This window comes from Niveibacterium terrae, assembly GCF_048213115.1.
Taxonomy (GTDB): Bacteria; Pseudomonadota; Gammaproteobacteria; order Burkholderiales; family Rhodocyclaceae; genus Niveibacterium; species Niveibacterium terrae.
The window spans coordinates 522,150-546,489 of record NZ_CP172404.1; the positions used below are offsets into that span (position 1 = coordinate 522,150).

General features: G+C 64.5%; 23 protein-coding genes and 1 riboswitch. Of the genes, 4 read left to right on the forward strand and 19 right to left on the reverse strand.

Annotated elements, in window-relative coordinates; all coding sequences use genetic code 11:
- Positions 1 to 15 precede the first annotated feature (15 nt).
- From ACHFB9_RS02485 to ACHFB9_RS02495, 3 genes are read right to left on the reverse strand one after another with little or no spacing between them, the layout of a single operon-like run.
- The gene (locus ACHFB9_RS02485; RefSeq protein ID WP_417069403.1) at positions 16 to 963 is read right to left on the reverse strand and encodes a homoserine kinase; all 948 of its coding nucleotides are present in this window, start codon (positions 961 to 963) and stop codon (positions 16 to 18) included.
- A 47-nt stretch (positions 964 to 1,010) separates the two neighbouring features.
- Complete coding sequence (locus tag ACHFB9_RS02490; protein WP_417069404.1) at positions 1,011 to 1,337, reverse strand: DUF2782 domain-containing protein; 327 nt, start codon at positions 1,335 to 1,337, stop codon at positions 1,011 to 1,013.
- Between the two features lie 14 nt (positions 1,338 to 1,351).
- Positions 1,352 to 2,080: a TIGR00730 family Rossman fold protein gene (locus ACHFB9_RS02495; protein WP_417069405.1), complete on the reverse strand. Its 729-nt coding sequence runs from the start codon at positions 2,078 to 2,080 to the stop codon at positions 1,352 to 1,354.
- Between the two features lie 72 nt (positions 2,081 to 2,152).
- Between ACHFB9_RS02495 and polA the strand changes: the two genes are divergently transcribed.
- The gene (polA, locus tag ACHFB9_RS02500) at positions 2,153 to 4,906 is read left to right on the forward strand and encodes a DNA polymerase I (protein WP_417069406.1); all 2,754 of its coding nucleotides are present in this window, start codon (positions 2,153 to 2,155) and stop codon (positions 4,904 to 4,906) included.
- Position 4,907: 1 nt separating this feature from the next.
- Positions 4,908 to 5,129, forward strand: coding sequence for a hypothetical protein (locus ACHFB9_RS02505; protein WP_417069407.1), 222 nt, complete (start codon positions 4,908 to 4,910; stop codon positions 5,127 to 5,129).
- Between the two features lie 59 nt (positions 5,130 to 5,188).
- On the opposite strand, the gene ACHFB9_RS02510 is transcribed toward ACHFB9_RS02505, so the two are convergent.
- A complete protein-coding gene (locus ACHFB9_RS02510) occupies positions 5,189 to 5,947 on the reverse strand; it encodes a substrate-binding periplasmic protein (protein WP_417069408.1) in 759 nt (252 codons plus the stop codon).
- Between the two features lie 183 nt (positions 5,948 to 6,130).
- Between ACHFB9_RS02510 and ACHFB9_RS02515 the strand changes: the two genes are divergently transcribed.
- Positions 6,131 to 6,316 carry a hypothetical protein gene (locus ACHFB9_RS02515; RefSeq protein WP_417069409.1) on the forward strand — a complete coding sequence of 62 codons (186 nt, stop codon included), beginning with the start codon at positions 6,131 to 6,133 and terminating at the stop codon, positions 6,314 to 6,316.
- 1 nt (position 6,317) lies between these two features.
- Positions 6,318 to 6,542 carry a hypothetical protein gene (locus ACHFB9_RS02520; RefSeq protein WP_417069410.1) on the forward strand — a complete coding sequence of 75 codons (225 nt, stop codon included), beginning with the start codon at positions 6,318 to 6,320 and terminating at the stop codon, positions 6,540 to 6,542.
- A 26-nt stretch (positions 6,543 to 6,568) separates the two neighbouring features.
- Here ACHFB9_RS02520 and ACHFB9_RS02525 read toward each other — a convergent pair whose 3' ends face one another.
- The 15 genes from ACHFB9_RS02525 to cobU form a co-directional block, all read right to left on the reverse strand.
- Entirely contained in the window at positions 6,569 to 7,309 is a 741-nt protein-coding gene (locus ACHFB9_RS02525; protein ID WP_417069411.1) for a hypothetical protein, read from the reverse strand.
- Positions 7,310 to 7,345: 36 nt separating this feature from the next.
- Complete coding sequence (locus tag ACHFB9_RS02530) at positions 7,346 to 8,332, reverse strand: glycosyltransferase family 9 protein (protein WP_417069412.1); 987 nt, start codon at positions 8,330 to 8,332, stop codon at positions 7,346 to 7,348.
- On the reverse strand, positions 8,325 to 9,503 hold the full coding sequence (locus ACHFB9_RS02535) for a glycosyltransferase family 9 protein (protein WP_417069413.1): 1,179 nt from the start codon (positions 9,501 to 9,503) through the stop codon (positions 8,325 to 8,327). The genes ACHFB9_RS02530 and ACHFB9_RS02535 overlap by 8 nt, the downstream gene beginning before the upstream one ends.
- A gap of 13 nt (positions 9,504 to 9,516) precedes the next feature.
- The gene (locus ACHFB9_RS02540; protein ID WP_417069414.1) at positions 9,517 to 10,374 is read right to left on the reverse strand and encodes a glycosyltransferase family 2 protein; all 858 of its coding nucleotides are present in this window, start codon (positions 10,372 to 10,374) and stop codon (positions 9,517 to 9,519) included.
- A complete protein-coding gene (locus ACHFB9_RS02545; protein WP_417069415.1) occupies positions 10,371 to 11,516 on the reverse strand; it encodes a glycosyltransferase family 4 protein in 1,146 nt (381 codons plus the stop codon). Before ACHFB9_RS02545 ends, ACHFB9_RS02540 begins: the two co-directional genes overlap by 4 nt.
- A complete protein-coding gene (locus ACHFB9_RS02550) occupies positions 11,513 to 12,238 on the reverse strand; it encodes a polysaccharide deacetylase family protein (protein WP_417069416.1) in 726 nt (241 codons plus the stop codon). The genes ACHFB9_RS02545 and ACHFB9_RS02550 overlap by 4 nt, the downstream gene beginning before the upstream one ends.
- Positions 12,235 to 14,028, reverse strand: a complete 1,794-nt coding sequence (gene msbA, locus ACHFB9_RS02555) for a lipid A export permease/ATP-binding protein MsbA (RefSeq protein ID WP_417069417.1) — start codon at positions 14,026 to 14,028, stop codon at positions 12,235 to 12,237. The genes ACHFB9_RS02550 and msbA overlap by 4 nt, the downstream gene beginning before the upstream one ends.
- Positions 14,029 to 14,238: 210 nt before the next feature.
- Complete coding sequence (locus ACHFB9_RS02560) at positions 14,239 to 16,281, reverse strand: S46 family peptidase (RefSeq protein ID WP_417069418.1); 2,043 nt, start codon at positions 16,279 to 16,281, stop codon at positions 14,239 to 14,241.
- Between the two features lie 73 nt (positions 16,282 to 16,354).
- Entirely contained in the window at positions 16,355 to 16,903 is a 549-nt protein-coding gene (cobC, locus tag ACHFB9_RS02565) for an alpha-ribazole phosphatase family protein (RefSeq protein ID WP_417069419.1), read from the reverse strand.
- Positions 16,888 to 17,649 carry an adenosylcobinamide-GDP ribazoletransferase gene (locus ACHFB9_RS02570; protein WP_417069420.1) on the reverse strand — a complete coding sequence of 254 codons (762 nt, stop codon included), beginning with the start codon at positions 17,647 to 17,649 and terminating at the stop codon, positions 16,888 to 16,890. The genes cobC and ACHFB9_RS02570 overlap by 16 nt, the downstream gene beginning before the upstream one ends.
- Before the next feature lie 41 nt (positions 17,650 to 17,690).
- Positions 17,691 to 19,595, reverse strand: coding sequence for an ATP-binding protein (locus ACHFB9_RS02575; protein WP_417069421.1), 1,905 nt, complete (start codon positions 19,593 to 19,595; stop codon positions 17,691 to 17,693).
- The gene (locus ACHFB9_RS02580) at positions 19,592 to 20,089 is read right to left on the reverse strand and encodes a YfiR family protein (protein ID WP_417069422.1); all 498 of its coding nucleotides are present in this window, start codon (positions 20,087 to 20,089) and stop codon (positions 19,592 to 19,594) included. Before ACHFB9_RS02580 ends, ACHFB9_RS02575 begins: the two co-directional genes overlap by 4 nt.
- 7 nt (positions 20,090 to 20,096) lie before the next feature.
- Positions 20,097 to 22,238 carry a TonB-dependent receptor plug domain-containing protein gene (locus tag ACHFB9_RS02585; protein ID WP_417069423.1) on the reverse strand — a complete coding sequence of 714 codons (2,142 nt, stop codon included), beginning with the start codon at positions 22,236 to 22,238 and terminating at the stop codon, positions 20,097 to 20,099.
- Positions 22,239 to 22,394: 156 nt separating this feature from the next.
- On the reverse strand, positions 22,395 to 23,453 hold the full coding sequence (gene cobT, locus ACHFB9_RS02590) for a nicotinate-nucleotide--dimethylbenzimidazole phosphoribosyltransferase (protein ID WP_417069424.1): 1,059 nt from the start codon (positions 23,451 to 23,453) through the stop codon (positions 22,395 to 22,397).
- Positions 23,454 to 23,502: 49 nt separating this feature from the next.
- Positions 23,503 to 24,018: a bifunctional adenosylcobinamide kinase/adenosylcobinamide-phosphate guanylyltransferase gene (cobU, locus tag ACHFB9_RS02595; RefSeq protein ID WP_417069425.1), complete on the reverse strand. Its 516-nt coding sequence runs from the start codon at positions 24,016 to 24,018 to the stop codon at positions 23,503 to 23,505.
- A gap of 57 nt (positions 24,019 to 24,075) precedes the next feature.
- Positions 24,076 to 24,298, forward strand: a riboswitch (cobalamin riboswitch).
- The last annotated feature ends 42 nt before the right edge of the window (positions 24,299 to 24,340 follow it).

The window sequence follows — 24,340 nt, forward strand, 5'->3', positions numbered from 1 at the left end:
AGCCCGGGTCAGGTTTCAAACCGGAAGAGGGGCTGAGGCGGGGGCGGTGCGACGCGCGAGCAGGATTGCATGGTACTCGGCCGGATCCTTGACCAGGACCATCTCGCCTTCGCGCGGCCGGTGGAAGTCGGCCAGCCGGGACAGCCAGAAGCGCAGTGCGGCACGGCGCAGCATGCCAGGCCAGGCTGCGCGCTCGGCATCGGTGAACGGGCGGTCGGCGTGATAGGCCTCGAGCAGCGCTGCGCAGCGCCCGGCGTCGAGCCTGCCCTCTGAGTCGCTGCACCAGTCGTTCACCGTCACGGCGACGTCGAGCAGCAGCGAATCGGAGCAGGCGAAATAGAAGTCTATGACTCCGCCGATGAACTCGCCGTCCCACAGCACGTTGTCACGGAACAGGTCGGCGTGGATCACGCCTTGGGGCAGGGGCGCGCCGTCGAGCTTGCGCTGGAAGGCGAGCTCGTCTTCGAGCAGCGCACGCGCTTCGCTCGCCAGATGCGGCAGAACCGCGGCGGCGGTCGCTTCGCGCCAGGCCGGGCCGCGCGAATTCTGCTGGCGGCGACCATAGGACTGACCGGCCAGATGAAGCCCCGCCAACATCGCGCCGAGGCGCTCGCAGTGCTGGGCTGTCGGCGTTTCGACCGAGCGGCCGGCCAGACGCGCGACCATCGTCGCCGGGCGGCCGTGCAGCGAGCCCAGGTAGTCGTTGTCGCGGTCGGCCACCGGGGCCGGCACGGGCAGGCCGTGGCGGGCCAGGTGGGCCATCAGGTTCAGATAGAAGGGTAGCTCGGCGCGCGGCACGCTTTCGAACAGCGTCAGGACAAAGCGGCCCAGTGTTGTCGTGACGAAGAAATTGCTGTTCTGGACTCCGGCTTCTATGCCTTTGAGCTCCCGAAGCTGACCCACCGCATAGGACGAGAGCCACTGTTTGAGATCGGATTCGGTGAGGGGGGTGAAGACGGACATTGTCGAGGGGGGGGTGAGAGCGGCGGCGCGGGCCGCCGCTGAGGGGCTTACCAGCTCAGGATCGTCCACATCGGTACGGACAGTTCACGCTCGTTCGCACGCGAGAACACACCGTCGCCCTTGTGGTCGACGAGGTAATAGGGTTTGCCTATCCGGGGCGTGACCTTGATCATGTAGAGGCGACCGCGGATCCGGTACTCCTCGATCTTGTTCTCGCCGCGCTGCTTGACCGTCACTTCGGGTTTGACTTCCGCATTGGCGGCGGGCGTCGTGCTCGCGTCGGGCATTGGCGGCGGTTCGGGAACCGGCTTGGGCTCGTCGGCCGCGAAGGCGGACAGGCTGAGCATACCCAGCAGGGCAATGATTTTCCGCATCGTCGCTTTTCCTCTCAGAGGTTGAGCATCAGCTCGTGTTCGTGGGGCTGCATTTCGAAGCCGCGGTGTTCGTAGTGCTTGAAGATCGCTTCGAGCACTTCCTGGGGAGAGTCGATCATCTGGACCAGATCCAGGTCTTCCGGATTGATCATCCCCTCGGCGACCAGAGTCTGCCGGAACCAGTCTATCAGGCCTTTCCAGAATGGCGAGTGGTAGAGGATCACCGGGATCTTGCGGCTCTTGCGGGTCTGGATCAGGGTCAGCGACTCCATCACCTCGTCCAGCGTGCCGAAGCCTCCGGGCATCACGATGTAGGCGCTTGCGAAGCGCACGAACATGTACTTGCGCGCGAAGAAATGATGGAAGGTTTGCGAGATGTCCTGGTAAGGGTTCGCGTGCTGCTCCATCGGCAGCTGGATATTGAGACCGATCGACGGCGACTTTCCGTGGAAAGCGCCCTTGTTCGCCGCCTCCATGATGCCCGGCCCGCCGCCCGAGATCACCGAGAAACCGGAATCCGACAGCATCCGCGCGATCTCTTCGGTGACCTTGTAGTAGGGGTGTTCGGGCGGAGTGCGGGCGCTGCCGAAGATCGTGACGGCCGGGCGGATTGGCCCCATCCGTTCAGCGGCTTCGACGAACTCTGACATAATCCCGAAGATCCGCCAGGCTTCCCGGGCCATCTGTCCGTCGGAGCCCGGCGTGCCGTAGGTGCCCGGTGGCAATTTGTCTTGAGCACTCATTTCTGTCTTTCGCTGGTGGGCGCGGAGCCGATGTCGGTGGCGGCGCTCAGAAGCACCTTCCGGGAATAAACCATGCCGACGCTGCTGTTGGTCGATGGATCATCGTACCTGTACCGCGCATTCCACGCCCTGCCCGATATGCGCAACGCGCATGGCGAGCCGACAGGCGCAGTCTATGGAGTACTCTCCATGCTACGCCGGCTCAGAAACGACCACAAGGCGGACCGGTTGGCCTGCGTTTTCGACGCGAAGGGCCCGTCTTTCCGCGTGGATCTGTATCCCGAGTACAAGGCCAACCGTCCGCCCATGGACGACGACATGAGGGTCCAGATCGAGCCTCTGCACGCCTGCGTCGAGGCCGACGGCTGGCCTGTGCTGTGCGTCGAGGGCATCGAGGCGGACGACGCGATCGGAACGCTGGCGCGCCAGGCCGAGGAGCAGGGCTTTGACGTGATCATCTCGACCGGCGACAAGGACTTCGCGCAGCTCGTCTCGCCGCGCATCACGCTGGTCAATACGATGAGCAACGAAGTGCTCGACGAGGCCGGGGTCGAGACGAAGTTTGGCGTGAAGCCCGCACGCATCGTCGACTACCTTGCACTGATCGGCGACACGTCGGACAACGTGCCGGGCGTGCCCAAGTGCGGCCCCAAGACCGCAGTCAAATGGCTGACCGAGTACGGCACGCTGGACGGAGTCGTCGAACACGCGGCGTCGATCAAGGGGGTGGTCGGCGAGAACCTGCGCAAACATCTCGACTTCCTGCCTCTGGGCCGCCTGCTGGTGACGATCGCGACGAGCAGCGAGCTGCCGCGCGATGTTGAATCGCTCAAACCCGAGCCCGTCGATCAGGCCCGGCTCGAACAGCTCTTCGAGCGCCTCGGTTTCAAGAGCTGGCTGCGCGAGCTGCGCGGCCAGGGGACGGTGGCCGATTCGGCGAAGCCGCATGCTGCGCAGTCGCCTGTTTCCGAAAGGTCTGCCGAGTCAGTCGGGCCCGCCGCGGAACCCGGAGCCCATCGGGCCGGCTATGTCGCGATCCGCGACTGGGCCACTTTCGATGCCTGGTTCGCGAAGATCAACGCGGCCGGACTGACCGCGTTCGATACCGAGACGGACAGCCTCGACCCTCTGGCCGCCCATCTGGTCGGCATGAGTTTCTGCGTGACCCCCGGCGAGGCGGCCTACCTGCCTCTGGGCCACCGCTCGCCGGGCATGCCCGATCAGCTGCCGCTCGCTCCTGTTCTGGAAAAGCTCAAACCCTGGTTCGAGTCGGCCGCGCACGCGAAGCTCGGCCAGAACCTCAAGTACGATCGCCACGTGCTGGCCAATCACGGCATTGCGCTCGCCGGCATCGCGCACGACACTTTGCTCGAATCCTTCGTGATCGAGAGCGACAAGGGGCACGACCTCGATCAGCTCGCGAAGCGCCATACGGGAATGCTTGGGACGCTGTCCTATACCGATGTCTGCGGCAAGGGCGCGAACCAGATCTCCTTTGCCGACGTCGAACTCGAGCGTGCGACCGAATACGCAGCCGAGGATGCCGACGCGACGCTGCGTGTGCACAAGACTCTGTTTCCGAGGCTGGCGGCCGACGCAAAGCTCGCCTCGGTCTATCGCGACATCGAGATGCCCGCGCTCGAAGTGCTGTGGGCGATGGAGCGCAACGGCGTGCTGATCGACCGCGACCGGCTGCTCGCCCAGAGCGATGTTCTGGGGCGGCGGATGATCGAGATCGAGGCCGGCGCGCACGCGCTCGCGAAGCAGCCTTTCAATCTGAACAGCCCGAAGCAGATCCAGGAGATCCTCTTCGAGCGCGAGAAGCTTCCGGTCATCAAGAAGACGCCCGGCGGTCAGCCTTCGACCGACGAGGAAGTGCTGCAGCAGCTCGCTCTGGACTATCCGCTGCCGAAGCTGCTGCTCGAATACCGCAGCTTTGCAAAGCTCAAGAGCACCTACACGGACAAGCTGCCGCGCATGCTCGATGCGCGCACCGGCCGGGTCCATACGAGCTTCTCGCAGGGCGGCGCGGTGACCGGGCGGATTTCCAGTTCCGAACCGAATCTGCAGAACATCCCGGTGCGCACCGAGGAAGGCCGGCGGATACGCTCTGCCTTCATCGCCCCGCCCGGACACCTGATCGTGTCGGCCGACTATTCGCAGATCGAACTGAGGATCATGGCGCATATCTCGGGGGACGAGCGCCTGCTCGAAGCCTTCGCGCAGGGCGAGGATGTACACCGCGCGACCGCGGCCGAAGTGTTCGGACTGACGCCGATCGAAGTCAGCAGCGAGCAGCGCCGCTATGCGAAGACGATCAACTTCGGGTTGATCTACGGGATGAGTGCGCACGGTCTCGCCAAAGCGCTGGATCTCGATCGCTCGGCGGCCCAGGCCTATATCGACCGCTACTTCATGCGCTATCCCGGCGTCGCCCGCTACATGGAGGAGACGCGCGCCTTCGCCCGCGAACACGGCTACGTCGAGACCGTATTCGGCCGTCGGCTGTGGCTGCCCGAGATCCGCTCGAGCGGGGCGGGCCGTCGCCAGGGCGCCGAGCGGGCCGCGATCAATGCGCCGATGCAGGGCACGGCCGCCGATGTGATCAAGCTGGCGATGCGTCGCGTCTACGACTGGCTGAACGAGAGCGGCAAACGCTCCCGGCTGATCCTGCAGGTGCACGACGAACTGGTGCTCGAAGTGCCCGAAGCCGAGCTCGCCGAGATCCGCGAACGCGTGCCGGCTCTGATGGCCGGCGTCGCCAAACTCAAAGTGCCTCTGATCGCCGAAGTCGGTCATGGCGCGAACTGGGATGCCGCACACTGACATGAACGAAACGACCAACAAACCGGCCGGCAAGCCCGGCCCCGCAGCGTTCGCGCTGATCGTGGTCGGCGGGCTCGCGCTGCCGGTCTATATCTGGCAGTCCGATGCGGGGTTTCGGCCCGAACTGCGCGGCACCCAGTTCTGGATCGAGGCGGGAATCGCCTGGGGGCTGGGCATCGCGATCGCGGCCGGCCTCAGGCTGTGGGCAAAGAAGCGGCTTTAGCGCAGCTCATCGAGTGGATTATGCTGGCGGCTTGTGTGGGATCATATGAGGAAGTGGACTCAATTTCGGGGGGCTTCCCTTTTTTGCAGCTGCTTGATCGCGTTGTTGAATTTTGTGATGATTTCGTCGGGAACCTGTTTGCTGCAAGCAACGTAGCGGATTTCTCCCTCTGGAGCATTTGAAAAATTGATCATGCGAACATCCGATGGGCCAAGGCCTGCGGCTGCAAGCATGCTTTCCGCCTCTTCCTGTGGAATGAACATCAAGTCCGCACGCCCAGCCATAATCATCTGCAACATTTGCAGGTTTTCGACAGTAACCTCTACTTTTGTTGGCGCAGTTTTCTTGATTGCGGCATCCAGTGGCTTGCCATAGGAGTATGCTGTTTTTACCAGCAAAGTAATGTTTTTTTTGCTGAGAGTGGCTTCTATTGAGTCGCCGTCCTTCAGCTTTTCATTTTTGGCGCTGGATAGCGCAATTCTTTTCTTGTCTTTGTAGATGGGGGCTGTGTATTTTCCATAGCTTTCGCGTTCTTCGTTTTTGAGCCAGTTCAAGCCGCAATCAAGTCCCGTGTTTGCCTTGATGATGGCAATTTGCCGAGCAAAAGGAGTCTCTCTGACTATGAACGGAATTTTCGCATCCTTGAAAGCGGTGATTGCTGGAGATCCGATCAGGCCCGTAAGTTGGCCATCCTTTGTGAACGTGTAGGGCTGGCGTTCATTGAAATGAAGGGTGATCTGGGCGGCGCTTGGTAAGGACAATGCCAAGGCAAAAGAAGCAAAAATTCCCGATGCCAACGTGGGTTTGTTTCTTTTCATGGGTATTCTTCCCGGGATGCTTTGATCGGTGTGGGTTTCTTCCGCATCTCGAAATCCAGAAGACGAAATATCCTCTTTATAGGGATGCTCTTGGCTGGGCTTTTGGCGCTTCTGGCATCAGGATTGCCCGAAGACTACCTTGTGCGTACTTACTATATAGATGCTCTTGCAACAGATGGCACCTTGGCAGAGCCAAGTCGCCGGAGCATTGCCCACATAGCCCCGACAGAACACGAGCAGATCGCCTTCACGGTCGAGCTCGCCGAGATCCGCGAGCGGGTGCCGGCCCTGATGGCCGGCGTCGCCAAACTCAAAGTGCGGTTGATCGCCGAAGTCGGCCATGGCGCGAACTGGGATGCCGCACACTGACATGAACGAACCGACCAACAAACCGACCGGCAAGCCCGGCCCCGCAGCGCTTGCGCTGATCGTGGTCGGCGGGCTCGCGCTGCCGGTCTATATCTGGCAGTCCGATCCGCTCTTCCGGCCCGAACTGCGCGGCCCCCAATTCTGGATCGAGGCGGGAATCGCCTGGGGCCTGGGCATCGCGATCGCGGCCGGACTCAGGCTGTGGGCGAAGAAGAGGCTTCGCTAGGCGGAGCCTCGCCTGAGCCGGATGGCTTACTTCCCGGGGAGCCAGATCGCCTGATCGGGCGTGACCTGGGTTGCAAAGTCGGCGTTGGCGGGGATGCGCGCGCGGAAGCGATCGCTGCGGAAGAACTTCATCTTGTTGATCTTCCCTGACCTCAGAATCCCATGATCGAGGATGGGAATCCTCATCTCCGAGTAACGGTCGCCGATGTATTGTCTGCAGATCTTGGTGAAGGGCAGGATATCCTCAGCCAGCAATCCGTTGAATTCGCTCAAGTCTCTCTTCCTGAGCGCATCCATCTTGTCGAACTGATCTTCGCAGATGATCTGCAAAGCAGTCTCGGGCATGTCGTAGTGCGGCGACCACAGAACAGACCACCCGCTCTGCTGCTGCTCGATGTCGTCAATGAGCCGAGGGCTCAACAGGAAGGCATCCGATTCGATATGGATGATCTTCTTCGCGCCGAGCTCGCGAGCGATATGAACAGAGTGCAGAAAACTGCGCCACCAGCCCGGATAGGACATCAGTGCTGATCGTCCCAGGCGGTTCGCAAATCTGACGAGCAGAGGATCGCTTCCGTCGATGGTTTGATCGCATCCGATGCTGCGGATTTTTTCTGCGGCGGGAGTGTAGAAAGAACCGTCGTCGATCATCAAAAGCCGGGAGTCGGCGAAAGGGATTTGGCGGTAGTGATCCAGCCACCTCTGGTAGCGGGCGTTCCAGTCCTTTTCGTTGCGGAAGAAGCTGGTGCAGAAAACGATCGATTTCATGTTCGTGTTTTTGTGGGGTGAGAGGAGGCTCTTGCCTCAATGCTTCGCGGTCAGAGATGCAATGAACGCTTCCGCGATGTGTTTGGAGGAAAGTGAGTTTATGTCTGTGTCGTGGAAGAGCGCGCCCAGCTGGCGTTCCGGATGCAGCCGCCACTCGGGACGGATCTCGCAGAACAGCGCGAGGCCGGGTTTGTCGCAGGCCGCTGCGATGTGCATCAGGCCGCCATCGGCGCCGATAAAGGCAGCGCAGCCGGCGATCGCCGCGACCAGTTCGCGGGGATCATCGGCATCGATCAAGCTGTCGCAGTGCGCGGCGAGGAAATCTTTGGGAATCGTCGCCAACGCCTGTTTCGCGGCCTCGCCGCTGCCGACCAGCAGAAAGTGCGGCGTCCGCTGCCCGGGCAGAACGTTCACGACCAGGTTCTCAAGCACTCCCGCCCAGTCCTGATAGCTGCGCCGAGGGTCGTTGCCGCCGATCGCGACAACGATCATTTTTTCTGTCTCGGCGTTCTGGCGTGCGGGCACGGTCAGGGAGGGGGGCAGTGGAGGGAAAGGCGGCAATCGGAACAGTTCGGAGACGCGCCCGGCAGCGAAGTCGATCCGCGAAAAGCGTTCCTCCTGCAGATGCTCGTAGACGCTCGCGAAAGGGGTTGCGAAAAAGTGCTTTAGCTTGAAAGAGAGCGAGCGGGTCGACAGATCCTGGATCAGGATGAAATCGTAATCCCTGTCGACTTCCTCGATGCAGCGGAACGTCTTCGCGATGCGTGAGTCGTCAGCGAAGATTGTGGCCGGTCCGTTCGGCATCAACAGATTCAGTTCGATACCTTCCGGGATCGCGAAGCGCTGGGACAGATCCATGATGCTGTCGCCTAGCGTGCTCCAGTCGTAGTACCAGAGTATCCGTCTCGCCTTTTCGGGGATTTGCTTGCGGCGCAGCAGGATCTGTCCGGTCAGGGCCAGCAGGATGCGGCGGCGCAGCGCGCGGATGCGCTCGCGCCGCCCTTTCGATGGCTGCTCACTCATGTCTGGATGAAGTCTCGATCAAACTACGGGCTGCGCCAATCGCAGCTTCGATTGTGACATCGGCCAGGCATTTGCGGATTCCCTGGCGGTTCGCGACCGGATGAATGCAGTTCCAGCGGCAGTCGAAGCAGCCGTGATCGGGAGCGCTGACGACCTGGAAAGTCGGCGAGTTCGGCGACGAGCAATAGCTGGTGAAATCGGCTCCGGAAACGATGGCCAGGGTCGGGGTTCCCGCGCCATGGCCGATGTGCATCGGCCCGCTCTCGTTGGTGACGAGGAGGCGGGCGCTCGCAATCAGCTCGAACAGGCCGGCTAGTGTGGTCTTCCCGGTCAGGTTCTCGACTTCGAGGTCTGGAGCCAGGAGTGTGGTGAGGCGGGACGATGCCTGAGCGTCGGCGGTTCCGCCGATCAGCACCGGGCGAAGCCCTGTCTCGCGCTGGATGACGCGGCACAGCTCGGCGAAGCGCTCCGCCGGCCAAGTGCGGATGCTCGTGCTGGCTCCGGGGGCGACGAGGAAGAAGTCGGCGCCCGAGCCGCTCCAGCAGTAGCGCCTCAGGCCGCTGGCGGGAAGGGGCGCCGAGGGGGTTTCCCCGGGCAAGGCTTCGGCCAGCACCCTCATCCGCTGCTGCATCGGAACCGTGTTGATCGGATCGGGCAGAACGGTCGTGAAAACGCGTCTTTCGATCAGGCGATGGCAGGAGAGCGGATCGGCCTCAAAGCCGATGCGGACCGGAGCGGCACTGGCCAGAGCCAGAGCGTCTCCGGAATTGGTCCGGTCGATATCGGCGTCGAACCAGACTTCGTAAGCCTCGCGCCGGATCTGCGTCAGGCGCGCACGGCGGCAGGAGAACGACTTGCGGAAGCTCTTCGGATCGAGGACTTCGATGCGATCGCACAGGCCGACCATCTCGGCGATTCCCCGCTGTGGAGGCTCGCAATAGACCGTCAGCTCCCACTCCGGAGTCGGAAAGCGCGCGCGTATCGTCTCCAGAACCGGCGCAAACAGAATCCAATCGCCGATTCCGCCCCGTTTGACGAAAGCGACTTTTCTGCGCGTCGTCGAGGTCTGGGGCGCTCTGGGTAACAGGCGGTTCACGGCCAGCAGCAGCGCCGCGCGGCGGGCGCGCTCGATCCGGTACAGCGGCGACTTCTTGAGCCAGGGAGGTGCCATGCTTCGCCTTTCCTCAGCAGAATCTGAGCTTGAGCTTGTCCAGCCAGCGTTTGCGCCGGTAAGCCGGATCGGTATCCGGTTCGGGGAGTGCGCCCTTCCAGGGGCTCCCGCGGTGCAGCACATGGCGGGTGAAAGTCGAAGAGCTTATCTCCCATTTGTGCAGGAACTGTCGTCGGCCCTTGTTGTGCCGGATCCTCTTCGTCGAGCGCGACGCGAAATGGTAGACGAGCGCATCGCCGACGCCGAGGAAATGCCGGCAACCGAGATGCCACAGCTTCATCGACAGGTCGGGGTCGGAGTACATGCCGGGCGAGAACTCGATGCTGAAGCCGCCGACGATGTCCCAGGTGTCGGCCGGCAGTAGCAGCGGGGGCCAGGTTGCACCGGTCCAGTCCGCTCTGGCGAGGCGGGGAAGGTCGCGGACGAGGTCGGCTTCGCGAAAGCTCGCCCAGTCGCTACCGTAGTCGGCGACGATGGCCGAATCGTTGCCCGAGTCCCGCCCTTCGATCAGCGTGCCCGAGATCATGAAGTGCTTGATGCCTTCGCTTCTGAAGGCCTCGGCCCTATCGAGCAGGCGTTTGTCCAGATCCGGACAGACGAACATGTCGTCGTTCAGATACATCAGGTAGCGACCGTGAGCGCGGCTGCGGGCAAGGTTCATCGCATGGCAGATGCCGACGTTCTTCGTCGTATGCGTGTAGGCGATGCCCTGTTCCCTGACCCAGTCCAGCGTGCCGTCGCTGCCGTCATTGATGTGCAGAACGACTTCGACCGCGGGGTCCAGGGAGCGCTTCAGGCTCGCCAAGCAGTGCTTCAGGCAATCCAGATTGTTCCAGGTCGGAATCAGGATAGAGAGTTCGGGGCGAGTCATTCGGGCTGGGTTTCCGTGGCAATGGTGCGCAGATAGAGCGTTTCCTGCAGGCAGGCAATCCGGGGCCAGTCGAAGCGCGCGGCGACAGCGAGGCCGGCCCTGGCGAGGCGATCGCGCAGTGCGGCATCGTTGAGCAGCCGGCCGATCTGCTGCGCCAGGTGTTCGCTGTCGCGCGGGTCGGGCAGCATCAGCGCGTCTTCGCCGTCGGCGAGGGTCGCGCTGATGCCGCACCAGGGCGCGGCGCTGACGATGACCGGCAGGCCGTAGGCCATCGCTTCGACGACGACCATGCCGAAAGTGTCTTCGAGCGTCGGATGGGCGAGCAGATCGGCGGCGCGGTAGGCGAGGGACGGGTCGGCGAGCACTCCGGCGAAATGCACCCGTTCGGCGATGCCCAGCTCTTCGGCCAGTCGGCGCGCTGGCGGGATGTAGTTTGCATTGCCGACCACGAGCAGGTGGGCGTCGGGGTGGGAGACCAGAGCCTCTTGCAGCGCCGGAAGCCCTTTCTTGTCGTAGTCGCCAGCGATGAAGAGCAGAAGAGGTGCCTCGGACGGAATGCCATGGTGCGCCCGGGTTGTCTCGCGATCCGAGCCGGCTTGGGCTGGAGTGACTCCGGGCGGCACTATGTCTATCTTCCCGGCGAGCGCCGGATAGGCCGCGATGACATCGTCGCGCAGCGCTTCCGAGACCGCGATCAGGCGACGGCCGGGTTTCAGGCGCGCCGCTTCGATCCAGAAGTAGAACGCGAGCCGGGGGCTGGTCAGCACGCCGAGCCAGCGCGCGAAGCGTTGCCAGCCATGGATCCCGGAGAAGCGGGTCGCGCGGATCGGTCGCACATGGATGGTCTGCACGTCACCGTGCGAGACCGCTTCGTGCGAATGGACGATGTCGAAGCCGCGCCGGGTCTGCCAGTGCGTCCAGGCCGAGAACCAGCCGAGGTTCAGCCAGCGCGGCCGGGTCAGAATGCGGGGGACGCGGTGATTGACGACGCCGGGAATCTCGATCAGGAATTCCTGCGCGAACACATGGATCTCGTGCCGGCTCGCGAGCTGCTGGACCAGCGCGATCGCATAGCGTTCGGCGCCGCCTCCCGCCGGGTCGAAGCGACGGGACAGCACCGCAATGCGCAGACGCGGACTCATCGGTGTTTGTCCTCGTAGTGAGTCGCAATCTTGGCGAAGAAGACGGGCAGGCTCGTCGAATGCACGATCGGAATGCGGGGCAGCGCGAAGCGGTCGTCGGCGGCGCAGGCGCGGCCGCGTTGCACCGTTGTCGCGCTGTGATAACCGGCTTCTTCGGCCATCGCGCGGTGGGCGGCATTGAAACTGCCGAAGGGATAGCAGAAATGGCGCACTTCTGAGCCCAGCGCAGCTTCGAGTTCGCGCTTCGCTCCGGCGATCTCGTCTCGGGCCGCCTCGGTGCTCAGCGTCTGCAGGTCGACGTGGTGGCGAGTGTGGGCGCCGACATCCATCCCAGCCGCGGCCCATTGGCGGAGTTCGCCCGCCGACATCAGGGCTTTTTGCTCAACGCCCTTGTCCTCATCCCAGGCGTTTCTCCCCCCCAGGGCGTTGCTGATCGCATAGCAGGTCGCGGTGAAGCCGTTCGCTCGCAGCACCGGCAGCGCGAACTCGAAATTGTTGCGGAAGCCGTCGTCGAAGGTGATCCCGACAAGCTTTTCGGTGCGCTCGCCGCTGAGTCCGGACTCCAGATCGCTCATCGAGACTCCGCGGTAGCCGAAGAAGCGCAGCAAGGCCATCTGCCGGGCGAAGGCCGACGGCGTGACGATCAGGCTGCGCCAGGGGGTTCCCCGTGGTGGCGAAGCGTCGATCTGGTGGTACATCAGGATCGGAATCGGGCGGCTCATTCCGGTGCCGCTTCGCTTTGGAACTGCAGCTGGTGCAGGTGGGCGTAGCGGCCACCCAGCGCGAGCAGCTCGGCGTGGCGGCCGGCTTCGACGACGCGACCGCGATCCATGACCAGGATGCGGTCAGCGCTCTCGATGGTCGAGAGTCGGTGCGCGATCACGAAGGTCGTGCGCCCCTGCATCAGCACCGAGAGCGCAGCCTGGACCAGGCGCTCCGATTCGGTGTCGAGCGCCGAGGTCGCTTCGTCGAGGATCAGGATCGGAGCGTTCTTGAGCAGCGCGCGGGCGATTGCGAGGCGTTGGCGCTGGCCGCCGGAGATTTTGACCCCGTTCGAACCGACCGGGGTTGCAAGGCCTTCGGGCATCGCTTCGATGAAGCCCCACGCATTCGCGGCGCGCGCTGCGGCAATGATGTCCTCCTCGCCGTGGATATCCGCGCTGCCGTAGGCGATGTTCGCGGCGACGCTGTCGTTGAACAGCACGACGTCCTGGCTGACCAGCGAGATGTTCTCGCGCAGGCTGGCGAGGCTCAGTTCGGCGATGTCGACGCCGTCGATCAGGATGCGACCGCTCTGTGGCGAATAAAAGCGCGGCAGCAGCGAGACCAGCGTGCTCTTGCCGCTGCCCGAGGCGCCGACCAGTGCGATCGTCTCGCCGGCCTTCACGTCGATGTCGATGCCGGCGAGCGCGATCCGCTCGCTGTCCGGGTAGCTGAACTGGACGTCCTCGAAGCGGACATCGCCGTGGGCGCGACCCAGCTCCTTCTTGCCTTCGTCGGCTTCGGGGGCGAGGTCGAGCAGTTTGAAGATGCTCTCGGCCGCCGCGACGCCGCGCGTGATCGTATTGTTCACCTCGGTCAGGCGCTTGGCCGGAGCGAGCAGCATGAGCAGGCCGGTGATGAAGCCGACGAAGCTGCCGACGCTGGTCTTGCCGTTGTGGCTGACGTCGTAGAGCGCGATGAAGATGATGATTGCGACCGAGATCGCCGAGGCAAGGTGGGTGATCGGCACCGTGACCGAAGCCGGGATCGCTTCGCGCATCTGGGCGCGGCGGTAGCGCGCAGTCGCTTCCATGAAGCGCTTCTTCTCGTAGCTCTGGCCGCCGAAGATCTTGACGACCTTGTGCGCGCCGGTCGCCTCTTCGAGGATGTGGGTGATCTGGCCCATCGACTCATAACCGCGCTGGCTCGCATCGCGCAGCCGCTTGCCGAAGCGCTGCACGGTCGTGATTACGAGCGGACCGACCGACAACGCGATCAAGGTCAGCTTCCAGTCCAGCCAGAGCAGATAGCCGAGCAGGCCGACCAGGGTCAGCGATTCGCGGATCATCGTGATGATGCCGTTCGACGACGCATCGGAGATGTTGTTCGTGTCGAACACGACTTTCGAGATCAGCGCGCCAGGCGAATTGTCGGCGTAGTAGCGGGTTGGCAGGCGCAGCAGCTTCGCGAACATCTCGCGGCGCAGCGTCATCACGACATTGCTGGTGATCCACGACATCACATAGCCGGAGCAAAATACCGCGATGCCGCGTACGAAGAACAGGCCGACCAAACCCAGCGGGATCATCCAGACCATCTCGGGCGAGGGCGCCTTGAAGCCCTTGTCGAGCAGAAAGTTCATCACGGCGGGGAAGGTCGATTCGGTCGCCGCGGTGAAGACCATGCACAGTGCAGCGACGACGAAAGCCTTCCAGTAGGGGCGGACGTAGCCGAGCAGGCGCGAGTAGATCGCGCGCACGGAAGGGGAAGAAAGATCGGGTCGCGTGCCCGACTCCTGGTTTGTCGTCATCGAATTCCTCGCGCCGGACAGCGGACGGCCGGCTGTTGTGCGCCCCGGGCTGGCCGTGGCGTAGTTTGGGGCGCGAGTTTACTACGGAGGCAGCTCGAGGCTGTTGTGCTTGTCGATACAGAGACGCATCGACAAGCATTTGCTGCCTTTGCCGTGACTAGTCAGACAGGGCAAATCCGGAATCGGGCCTGCCCTTGGCTCCGAGGGCGTTCAGCGTCCGCGCAACTCGCGCAGCACCGCCTTCGCGCCGTAGACCTTGTCCAGACCCTCGGTGATCAGTTTCGGATGGACGGCCAGTGCGCGCTCGGTCCGATCCCCGTAGACGTAGTAGTTCGCAAGCGAACTCGGGTTGCCGTCGAAGATCAGGCCGACCAGCTCGCCCTGGCGGTTGACGACCGGCGAGCCGGAATTGCCGCCAACGATGTCGGCCGTCAGCACATAGTCCATAGGCGTTGCCGGATCGAGCTTCTTCTGCGCGGCTTTCCACTTCGGGGCGAGATCGAAAGGCGTCTTGCCGTCGAAGCTTGAAGAACGGTCGAAGAGCCCCGCCACCGTGGTCTTCCACGGCACCGTGAAGCCATACCAGTCATAGCCCCTGGCCGTACCGTAGGAGAAGCGCAGCGTGCCGGTCGCGTCCGGCGCGACCGAACTGCCGAACGCGGCGTAGCGGGCGGCCTCTATCCGTTCGGCGGCGCGGGCCAGAGGGGCGACCTGTTCGTCCTCTTCGAAGTGCCGGGTTTCGCGGACCAGGGGGTCGAGGGCGCGGGCGAGGACGATCAGCGGATCGGACGAAGCGGCGATCGCGGCCGCTCCGCCATCAAGCAGACGGCGGCGTTCGGCCGGGTCGTCCAGCTTTGTCTGCGCAATCGCCTGGGTGAGGTAGGCCTTGCCGTCGGCACGGTTGCCGGTGAGCGCCTTCGTATAGGGGTGATCGGCGCCCAGTTCGCTCGTCGCCTGATCCAGCCGGTCGAGCAGCAGAACCTGTTCCAGATCCTTGTAGTAGGGCGCGGTCGCAGTCAGCGAACCGGTCAGGCGGGGCAGCAGCGCGTCGCGGTATTCGGGCAGGCGCTCGCCGTTGGGTTTGTTGCGCTCGGCGGCGAGCTGGACCAGGTGGCCGGCGATGCCCAGCAGACCCTGGCGGTCGAAGCTCTGCAGCGCGTCGGCCTTTGCGCGGGGGGCAGCTTTGGCGAGCACCGCATCGACTTCGGCCCAGGGGTCGCCCTCGACCTTGCCGGCGCTCTTGGCGCGCAGCGTCTTTTCGGCCTCCACCTTGCGGGCGAGCAGGTCGGTCGTGACGAGCGAGTCCTGGGCGCCGCGCGTGCTCTTGTAACCGTTCTCCAGCCCGAAGATGCTGTCGGCTGCGCGCCGCGCGGCTTCCGGTGAGCTCGCCGCGAATGCCTTCAGTGCCTTGATGCGTCGCTCATAGGCGGCGAGGCGGAGAGGATTGGTCACGTCGCGCAGGAAGCCGAGCTGGCTCGCGGTCAGCAGGCGCTGGGTGCGGCCGGGATGGCCGGCGACGAAGAGCAGCTCTCCCTCGGTGGGGCCGGCATCGTTCCAGCGCAGCCAGGATTTGGGTTTGACCGGTTTGCCGTCGCGATAGACGCGAACCAGCGACATGTCGTAGGCGTAGCGCGGATAGACGAAGTTGTCGGGGTCGCCGCCGAAGAAGGCGGCCTGGAATTCCGGAGCGAAGACGAGACGCACGTCGTCGTAGCGCTCGCTGCGGTACAGGTGGTAGGCCGCGCCCTGATAAAGCGTGACGACCTTGCAGCTCTGACCGGGGGCCGCCTTGCAGTCTTTCTCGATCGCGGCGATCTCGGCGCGGCGCGCGGCAGCGCGTTCGGTCTCCGAGCCTTGGGCGCTCGCGGCGCGGATCCGCGCGGTCACATCCTCGATGCCGACCAGCACCGTCGCTTCGAGTCCGGGGCAGCGGCGCTCGGCGGACAGCGTTGCGGCACTGAAACCTTTCTTTACAAAATCGTGCGCGGCATCGGACAGATCCTGGACACAGCCCAGCGCGACGTGGTGGTTGGTCAACACGAGGCCGTTCTTCGAGACGAAGGAGGCCGACGCGCCGCCGAGGTTCACCGCGGCGAGGCGAAGGCCTTCGAGCCAGCTTGCGTCGGGCTTGAACTTGTACTGGCTTGCCAGCGCAGTGAGCGGTGGAGTATCGAAGGTCCACATGCCTTCATCGGCATGGGCGGCGAGGGGCAGGGTCAGCGCGAGCAGGCTCGCGATCCGGGTCGGTTTCATCTTGTTCTCGGGCGGTGGGTGGGGGGCTTTATGCTGGCAGCGCGGGCTGGCCGCGATGTGTCGGAATGTAGCCTTACAGGTTGAAGCCGAGCAGGCGGGCGCCGCGACCGTCGAGCGCGAAGCGGGCGAGGCGGGCTGGCGCGAAGTCGAGCGCGAGCCAGCGCTCGGGGGCGAGGCCGAGCAGCTGGCCGGCGATCGCGCGCAGAGGCCCGCCGTGCGCGACGAAGACCTGCGATCCGCCTTCCACCTGTCGCTCGGCGAGGAAGGCAAGCGCCCGTTCGGCCATCTGGAGGGCCGACTCGCCGCCTGGCGGGACGTGGCCGACAGGGTCCAGCGCCCAGCGGTTCAGCGCCGCGCGCCCGATCGTGTCGAAGCTCTTCATCTCCCATTCGCCGAAGTCGATCTCGGCGAGGCGCTGATCGAGCCTCGCCTCGCCCAGGCCTTCGGCGAGCTGCCGGCAGCGCGTGAGCGGGCTGGACCACAGCGCGAAGCTTTCGGGCAGCAGGGCTTTGAGTCGGGCGATGTCCTGGTCGGGAGAGGCAGCCAACGCGACATCGCTGGCGCCGTAGCAGAGGCCGGCCGCGACAGCGACCGGCGGATGGCGGATCAGAGCGAGTTCCATTGTGCGCAGCAGACGAGGTAGCCGGCGAGTTCGGCGAGCTGCTGGGTCGCACCGAGGCAGTCGCCGGTGAAGCCGCCGAGGCGGCGCTTCAGATAAAGCCCCCACCACAGCGTGACCGCGAGTCCGAGGGCGAGCACCGCGAGCGCGCGCAGCGGGGGCAGCAGGGCCAGCGGGGCGAGGCCGATCAGCGCGGCGATCGTGAGTTCATGGGCGCCGATCCGCTCTCCGACCGGCTTGGATTTCGCGCTCGCGTCTTCGCGGACATAGGGCAGAGCGCGGATGATCAGCGTTGCGCAGAAGCGCGAGAAGGGGTGGATCGCGACGAGCGCGAGCACCGCCCCTTGCAGGCCGAGCGCCTGCAGCGTCGCAAATTTCAGCGCCAGAGCGCCGATCAGGGTCACGGTTCCGTAAGTGCCGAGGCGCGAATCCTTCATGATCGCGAGCACCTGGGTCTTGTCCCAGCCTCCGCCCAGGCCGTCGGCGCTGTCGGCGAGGCCGTCCTCGTGGAAGACGCCGCTGGCGCGCAGGCTCGCGATCATGGCCAGCAGCACCGCGACGGGCCAGGGAAGGATATGGGCGGCGAGCCACAGCGTCGCGGCGGCGATTGCGGCGATCGCGAGGCCGGCGAGCGGAAAGTAGCGGGTCGAGGCGTTGAGGCGCTCGGGCGAGTAGGGCACCCAGCCAGGAACGGGTAGGCGGGTGAAGAAGCCCAGGGCGGTGAAGAAGAGTTCGAGCTGGTAGCGCATCCGGCAAACCGACTTGAAGGGGATTCGATTGTAGCGGCGCTTCAGCTCTGCTGAGCCTTGTCGGTCCGGCGGACCGGACTCTCCAGCGGGAAACTGAGCCGGAAACGGGCTCCTCCGCCCTCGGCGTTGCTCGCCGAGATATCCCCGCCGAGCACGCCACAGGCGAGGGTGTGGACGATGTAGAGGCCCAGCCCGCTGCCGCCGACGCCCAGCCGGGTCGTGAAGAAAGGCTCGAACAGGTGGCGCAGCGCCTGCTCTTCGATTCCCTTGCCGTCGTCCTGAATCTGCAGCACCGCGTTGTCACCTTCGCGGTGAGCGCTGATCTCTATCCGCCCTTCGGGTTTTTCGGAGAGACCATGGACCAGTGCGTTCTGGATCAGGTTGGTCATGATCTGCTCGATCGCGCCGGGATAGCTGTCGCACTCAAGCCCTTCGGGTATCCGGCTCTCGACGCGGTGCCTGCGGTGTTTGAAAAGCGGCGCGAGCGAATGCAGCGTGTTGGCGACGAGCTCGGCGAGCGCGAAATGCCGTCGCCTCATGCTGGTCTGGTCGATCGCGACCTGCTTGAAGTCGCTGATCAGGCGGCCGGCGCGCAGGCTGTTCTTTTCGATCAACTCCATGCCTTCACTGAGGCTCGCGACGAACTCCTCGAAGGCGTGCCGGGAGAGCCGGTTCTGCTGCAACTGCGGCAGGAATTCACGCGCTTTCTCGATCAGGCTGGAGGACAGGGTTACGACCATTCCGATAGGTGTGTTCAGCTCGTGGGCGACTCCGGCAACCAGACTACCCAGGGCCGCGAGTTTTTCGCTTTGCACGAGCTGCTGCATCGCTCTTTCGAGCTCCGCGCTGCGCTCGGCGACGCGTGCCTCGAGCGATTCGTTCAGCTCAGTCAGCTCAGCCAGGGCTTTGGCGAGCGATGCCCGGGTTGCGCGCTGCTCGGTGATATCGGTCGCGATCGAGCAGAGCGCATAGGTGACTCCCTGCGAATTCAGCAGCGGGAACTGCTCACAGAGCCAGGCGCGCCCGCCCAGGGTTTCCTCGTGGCGCAGGACTCCCCCGGTCTCGGCGACCTCCCGGGCGCGTGCGCCCTGGGCTGCGACCAGCTCGGTGCCGAACAGGGCTGTGTCAGCCTGTCCGATCAGCGTCGAGGCGTCGCGGCCGGTCAGCGACGCGAACTGCTTGTTGACGAGCAGGTAGTGGCCGTCGCGGGACTTGACCGTGATCGTTGCCGGAGCGTGATCGATCAGGTTCTGCAGCAGACGACTGCCATCCCTGACTGCGGCATCGCGCTCCTCGACCGCTTCGAGCATCCGGTTGACGGCATCGCCCAGCGCACTGATCTCATCGTCGCCGCGCACCGCGACTCTGAGCCGGTAGTCGCGCTCGTCCGTGACGCGCTTGGCTAGCCGGGCCAGATCGTCGACCGGGCGCAATACCCTGGCCCGCAGGGCCAGAACGAGAACCAGGATCAGCAGGGCTTCGACACCAATGCTGCCAAGCAGGCTGAGGCTGTAGCGGGGCAGACGCTGCGCCAGACTGGGCAGATTTTCCTGGAGCAGAATCGTCCCTCTTCGTTCCCCTTTGTCCCGGATCGCTTCGACGTGCTGGATTTTCCCCGAGGGCGCACCCTCGTTCGGGGCGGGGCAGGCTTGTTCGGTGGGGCTGTAGTGGGCGAAAGCCCGCTGATTCAGGTCGTAGAGGCAGGCCAGAGAGATCGATGGGCTGGAGCTCAGTGTGCCCAGGTTTTCCCGTGCCGCGCCCGGATCATTGAAGGTGAGCGCCGCGGCGCTGTTCAGGCCCAGGATCCGCGCCTGGCTGCGCAGATCCTGTTCCAGGCGATCGCGGTAGGTGGCCTGTTCGTAGATCAGCAGCAGCGAGGAGTTCAGCACGACTCCGAGCAGCAGGACTCCAAGGCTGAGCCAGAGCAGTCGGCGTTCGAGCTTCATGGGGCGACAGCCTCGACGCGTTCAGCCAGGGCTAGCAGACGGGAGCTGAACACCAGTCGAGCGCGCTGGGCGTTTTCAAGGCTCACTTCGAAGCGCAGCGTGTTGTTGCGCAGGACAAGATTGATGATCCCGCCTTTTTGCAAGAAACCTTCCTGTTCGCCGACCGTCAGGATCGTCTTGTTGCGTGCGGCGGCAAGCCACTGTCGGGTCTGGGTGCTGTCGCGGCCGAGGAAGAGCAGGCTGCAGCTGTCGACTTCGGCGGGGTCGGCAATGCGTTTGACCGCAAGAGGACTCTTGCCGTGTTCCAGCCAGGAGGCGATTTCATCGGCGCCAACCAGACAGATCTGATGCCGGACTTCATGAGGCCAGGCGATGTAGCGGGTGAAGTTGGCGAGATAGGCGGCCTTGACCTGCGAGTCCCGCGCGGCGGCGCTCGCGATTAGCGGATCCAGCGTGGCGAGCGTTGCGGCGATCAGGATCAGCAGGGCGCGCATCGGGGGCTCAGAATGCGTGACGGTAGCTCAGCGCGAGCGCCGCGGCTTCTGAGCGGTAATTGCTGACGTTGATCAGATACATCCGCTTGTTGTTCTTCTGATCCAGCCAGCCGAGCAAATTGTAGCCGTTCAGGCTGACATGGTCATTGCGGCCTATCCGGTATTCGGCGCCCAGATCGAGGAAGGTCGCCGGGCCCGTGCTGTCCTCGTAGCCCGGGTCGGACGAGGCGGTGGCCGAATAAGCGCCGGAGACGAGTCCGCTGTTGGCCGCGTTGGTGTAGTCGATCATGTCCTGGGCGCCGGGGTAGCCCCAGAACACGCGCACGCTGCCAGACAGGCGCCAGTCGGCACAGGCCTGCCAGGAGGCGGCCAGCTTGGTCATCTGACTGCTCCAGTTGCTCAGGTCATTGCCGAAGCCCTGGGCCGCGGCCGAGACTTTCTGGCGGGCGCCGGGGGCGATGTTGAAGTCGCGCAGCTTGGTCCAGGAGTGGGAAAAGTCTACCCGCACGGAGTCGGTCTTGTAGCCCAGTTCCAGTTCGGCTCCGCCATAGGTGAAGTCGGCGACCCGGGTTGAACTGAGCGTGGTCGATTCGAAGCCGAAGATCTCGGCCTTGTTGTAATACATCGACAGGTTCAGCTTCAGCGCTGGCGAGAAGGCGCGCTGATAGATCAGCTCCAGGCCGCTGAGCTCTTCGGGCGCCGAGGTCTGGCCGGCGAGGTGCTGCTTGCGCAGCTCTTCGGCATTGTTCTTGCGCACCGAACGGCTCAGCACCGATTTGAAGGTGTCCTGTTCATTCGGCGCGTAGACCAGCGACCATCGCGGCGACCACATCCACTCCGAATAGTCGTCCTTGTCGGCCCGGAGGCCGAAGAACTGGGTCAGCGTGTCGGACCACTGCCACTGATGCTCGCCGAAGAGGCCGATCGCCGAGCTGCCCCAGGGCTCGATCGCGCCCAGAGTCGAAGACCAGGCTTCGAGGTCCGGGTAGCCGGGGCTCTTCAGGCCGAAGCGCGAATAGACATATTCGGCGCCCAGGGCGAGTGACTGGGTTTCGCTCGGGTGACCGGAGTAGGTCGCGCGCAACAGGTACTCCTCTTCGCGATGGCTCTCGAACCGGGCGTTCAGCACGTCGAGCGGAGTCGTGAAGCGGCGCTCGTAGTCGAAGCTCTCATAGCCACCCTTGAGTTCCAGCGAGCTCGTCGGAGTCAGGCTCCAGCGCTGCGCGAGATCCAGCGTCAGCTGCTGGTAACCGACCCCTTGCACAGGGAAGGCCGACTCGGCCGTGCCTTCGGTTGCCGAGCCCATCGGCGGCGTAGTGAAAACCTTGTGCTCGGAGGCGAGCTGCTCGCCGCCGCGGCTATAGCGCAGCCAGGCACGGAAATCGCGGTACTGATAGTCCGCGTGCAATTTGAGCTTGGCCAGATCGCGCCAGGCTTCGTGGTTATTCGGGACCGCGAAGCTGGCGGCCTCTCCCGCCCTGGCCTGGTCGCCCCAGGCCGTCGTCAAGGTATTCCCATAGACCATCGCCGAGTTGCTCTGGTCCGCGCCGTCGTAATTGCTGATTCCGGCATAGAGCAGCAGGCCGTGGCGATCCTCGCCAAAGGTCAGCACCTTTTTCAGCTCCAGACTCTGAAATTGCTCGAAAGCGCCGAGCTTGACCGTGCTGGCATCCCCGCTGTTGTCGGCGAAGCTCTCAGTCTGGATGCTGATGACCATCGACACCGCGCCCGGCCCGTAGATGACCGAGCCCGGACCGCGGACGACGTCGATCCGGCTGATGTCGTCGAGCATGGGCAGATCGCGCTCGCTGAGCGCGCCGAAGTGGGTCTTCTCGTTGAGCACCCTGCCGTTGAGCACGATCAGGTATTTGTCTTCGCGATCTCCGATGAGCCCGCGCATGCCCATGTGCGGCGCTTCCCAATGGTGGGGAAGGTAATGGAAGCCGGGTGCGAAAGTCTCGAGCAGATCGAAGAGGTTGCGGGCGCCGGTATCCCGGATCATCTGGCGGTCGACCACGGTCACCGAAGCCGGTACGCGGCGCGCGCTGGTCGGCGTGATCGTCGCGCTCTGCGGCACTTCGATCTTGCCGAGCTGATCGAGATCGAGGCCCAGAACGGTATCGTCGGCAGGCTGTTGGGCCGCCGCCACTGATGTCCAGATAACGGCGCAGAACAGGTATTTCCTTCCCCCGCGGAGCTGCATTTGTCCCCCGACAAATCCGACCGGGATGATCTCCCCGACGGCAAGAGCCGTCTTCCCTTGGTGCGAGTGTAACAGTTTGTAGAGAGGAGCTAAGCCGAGGGCTCAGCCTTCCTTGCCGCTGACGCCGGCGGACTCGAAACTGGCCATCTCGCCGAGCATCGCGCAGGCCGTCGCGAGCAGCGGGAAGGCGAGGGCCGCTCCCGTGCCTTCGCCCAGGCGCAGTCCGAATTCGAGCAGCGGGGCCGCGCCCAGGTGTTCGAGCTGGATGCGGTGGCCGGGTTCGGCCGAGCTGTGCGCGAAGACGCAGTAGCTGAGCACGGCGGGGTGCAGCGCCGCGGCGACGAGCAGCGCGCTGGTGACGATGAAGCCATCGACGACGATAACGATTTTCGCTTCGGCCGCGGCGAGAAAGGCGCCAACCATCATCGCAATCTCGGGGCCGCCGAACTCGGACAGTGCCGTCAGCGGTTCGCGCGGTGCGCCGGCGCGCAGCCAGGCTTTTTCGAGCAGCGCGTGCTTGCGGGCTAGGCCCGCGTCATCGAGTCCGGTGCCGCGGCCGATCACGTCGTGCAGCGAGGCTTGAGTCAGCGCCGCGGTCAGCAGCGAAGCGCTGGCCGTGTTGCCGATTCCCATCTCGCCGAAGCCGATCGCGGTGCATCCTGCGGCGGCCCGTTCGCGGACCAGGGCTGCGCCGGCCGCGATCGCCGCCTCGACCTGGGGCGCGGTGAGCGCGGGCTCGCTGAGGTAGTTTGCGCTACCTAGGGCGATCTTTGCGCGGATCAGGCGGGTGTCATCAATCCCTTGTTCGGGCAGGTCGGAGAGATCCCGCGCCACTCCGGCATCGACGACCGAGAGCGCGAGGCCTGCCTGGCGGGCAAACACGTTGATCGCCGCACCTCCGCCGAGCATGTTGGCGACCATCTGCCAGGTCACGTCCTGGGGGTAGGCCGAAACGCCGGCTTTCGCCGCGCCGTGGTCGCCAGCGAAGACGATGATCTCCGGATGGGCGATGCACGGCGTCACGCTCTGCTGGATCAGACCCAGAGTCCGTGCGATTTCCTCGATCCGTCCCAGGCTGCCCAGAGGTTTGGTTTTGCCGTCGAGCCGGGCCTGCAGGCTGCTGAGGATCCCGGTTTCGGGGGGCTGGATCGCGAAGTTCATGGCCGGACCTGTTCGGATGGTGTGCGCCGATGCTAGCACAAGGCGAATCTCAGCCTTTCAGGCAGAGCGGCAGCCCGGCGGCGATGAAAACGACGCGCTGCGCGACCGCGGCGACGGCCTGGTTGAGCCGTCCCTGCGCATCGCGGAAAGCGCGGCCCAGCGGAGTTTCGGGGACCAGACCCAGACCGACTTCATTGGAGACGATGAGCAGTTCGCCGGGGGCTTGGGCGAGCGCGGCGCACAGTGCTTCGCGCTGGGATGCCAGTGCGTCTTCATCGGCGCCGCCGAGGATCTGGTTGGACAGCCACAGGGTCAGGCAGTCGACGATCAGGCAGCTCTGCGCCGTGGCGTGCGCGGTGATCGCCTCGGCGAGGGCGAGCGGGGCTTCGACGGTCAGCCAATGGGCGGGGCGCTCACCGCGGTGGCGCGAAATCCGCTGCGCCATCTCGTCGTCCAGCGCCTCGGCGGTGACGAGGTAATGGACGGGCAGCCCGCCTTGCTGTGCCTGCTCGCATGCGTAGCGGCTCTTGCCGGAGCGGGCGCCGCCCAGAATCAGTTCAATCATGGTCTTGTTGGGTTGCCTGGAAGCACGATGATAGACTCCCGGCCAGCCCCGGTTCATCCGGGGTGTTTGCCGAAAGGTGCTTTTGCCGACATCACGGCGAGAGTCAAACGGGAAACAGGTGAGTCCGCCGACCGGCGGGCAAGGCCTGTGCTGCCCCCGCAACGGTAAGCGAGAGCGGTGCATCACGATGCCACTGGGTTCTGCCCGGGAAGGCGATGCGCTGCGGACGCCAGACGCCCACTCGCGAGCCCGGATACCGGCCTTTCGGTTGCGTTGCGCTTTGGCGCGCGCATGGATGGACGAACCGCGGGGCGACGGTCGG

What these genes read in the sequence shown, in the direction of transcription:
- ACHFB9_RS02485 (WP_417069403.1), bottom strand. Translation starts at nt 963, where the DNA reads ATGTCCGTCTTCACCCCCCTCACCGAATCCGATCTCAAACAGTGGCTC.
- ACHFB9_RS02490 (WP_417069404.1), bottom strand. Translation starts at nt 1,337, where the DNA reads ATGCGGAAAATCATTGCCCTGCTGGGTATGCTCAGCCTGTCCGCCTTC.
- ACHFB9_RS02495 (WP_417069405.1), bottom strand. Translation starts at nt 2,080, where the DNA reads ATGAGTGCTCAAGACAAATTGCCACCGGGCACCTACGGCACGCCGGGC.
- polA (WP_417069406.1), top strand. Translation starts at nt 2,153, where the DNA reads ATGCCGACGCTGCTGTTGGTCGATGGATCATCGTACCTGTACCGCGCA.
- ACHFB9_RS02505 (WP_417069407.1), top strand. Translation starts at nt 4,908, where the DNA reads ATGAACGAAACGACCAACAAACCGGCCGGCAAGCCCGGCCCCGCAGCG.
- ACHFB9_RS02510 (WP_417069408.1), bottom strand. Translation starts at nt 5,947, where the DNA reads ATGAAAAGAAACAAACCCACGTTGGCATCGGGAATTTTTGCTTCTTTT.
- ACHFB9_RS02520 (WP_417069410.1), top strand. Translation starts at nt 6,318, where the DNA reads ATGAACGAACCGACCAACAAACCGACCGGCAAGCCCGGCCCCGCAGCG.
- ACHFB9_RS02525 (WP_417069411.1), bottom strand. Translation starts at nt 7,309, where the DNA reads ATGAAATCGATCGTTTTCTGCACCAGCTTCTTCCGCAACGAAAAGGAC.
- ACHFB9_RS02530 (WP_417069412.1), bottom strand. Translation starts at nt 8,332, where the DNA reads ATGAGTGAGCAGCCATCGAAAGGGCGGCGCGAGCGCATCCGCGCGCTG.
- ACHFB9_RS02535 (WP_417069413.1), bottom strand. Translation starts at nt 9,503, where the DNA reads ATGGCACCTCCCTGGCTCAAGAAGTCGCCGCTGTACCGGATCGAGCGC.
- ACHFB9_RS02540 (WP_417069414.1), bottom strand. Translation starts at nt 10,374, where the DNA reads ATGACTCGCCCCGAACTCTCTATCCTGATTCCGACCTGGAACAATCTG.
- ACHFB9_RS02545 (WP_417069415.1), bottom strand. Translation starts at nt 11,516, where the DNA reads ATGAGTCCGCGTCTGCGCATTGCGGTGCTGTCCCGTCGCTTCGACCCG.
- ACHFB9_RS02550 (WP_417069416.1), bottom strand. Translation starts at nt 12,238, where the DNA reads ATGAGCCGCCCGATTCCGATCCTGATGTACCACCAGATCGACGCTTCG.
- msbA (WP_417069417.1), bottom strand. Translation starts at nt 14,028, where the DNA reads ATGACGACAAACCAGGAGTCGGGCACGCGACCCGATCTTTCTTCCCCT.
- ACHFB9_RS02560 (WP_417069418.1), bottom strand. Translation starts at nt 16,281, where the DNA reads ATGAAACCGACCCGGATCGCGAGCCTGCTCGCGCTGACCCTGCCCCTC.
- cobC (WP_417069419.1), bottom strand. Translation starts at nt 16,903, where the DNA reads ATGGAACTCGCTCTGATCCGCCATCCGCCGGTCGCTGTCGCGGCCGGC.
- ACHFB9_RS02570 (WP_417069420.1), bottom strand. Translation starts at nt 17,649, where the DNA reads ATGCGCTACCAGCTCGAACTCTTCTTCACCGCCCTGGGCTTCTTCACC.
- ACHFB9_RS02575 (WP_417069421.1), bottom strand. Translation starts at nt 19,595, where the DNA reads ATGAAGCTCGAACGCCGACTGCTCTGGCTCAGCCTTGGAGTCCTGCTG.
- ACHFB9_RS02580 (WP_417069422.1), bottom strand. Translation starts at nt 20,089, where the DNA reads ATGCGCGCCCTGCTGATCCTGATCGCCGCAACGCTCGCCACGCTGGAT.
- cobT (WP_417069424.1), bottom strand. Translation starts at nt 23,453, where the DNA reads ATGAACTTCGCGATCCAGCCCCCCGAAACCGGGATCCTCAGCAGCCTG.
- cobU (WP_417069425.1), bottom strand. Translation starts at nt 24,018, where the DNA reads ATGATTGAACTGATTCTGGGCGGCGCCCGCTCCGGCAAGAGCCGCTAC.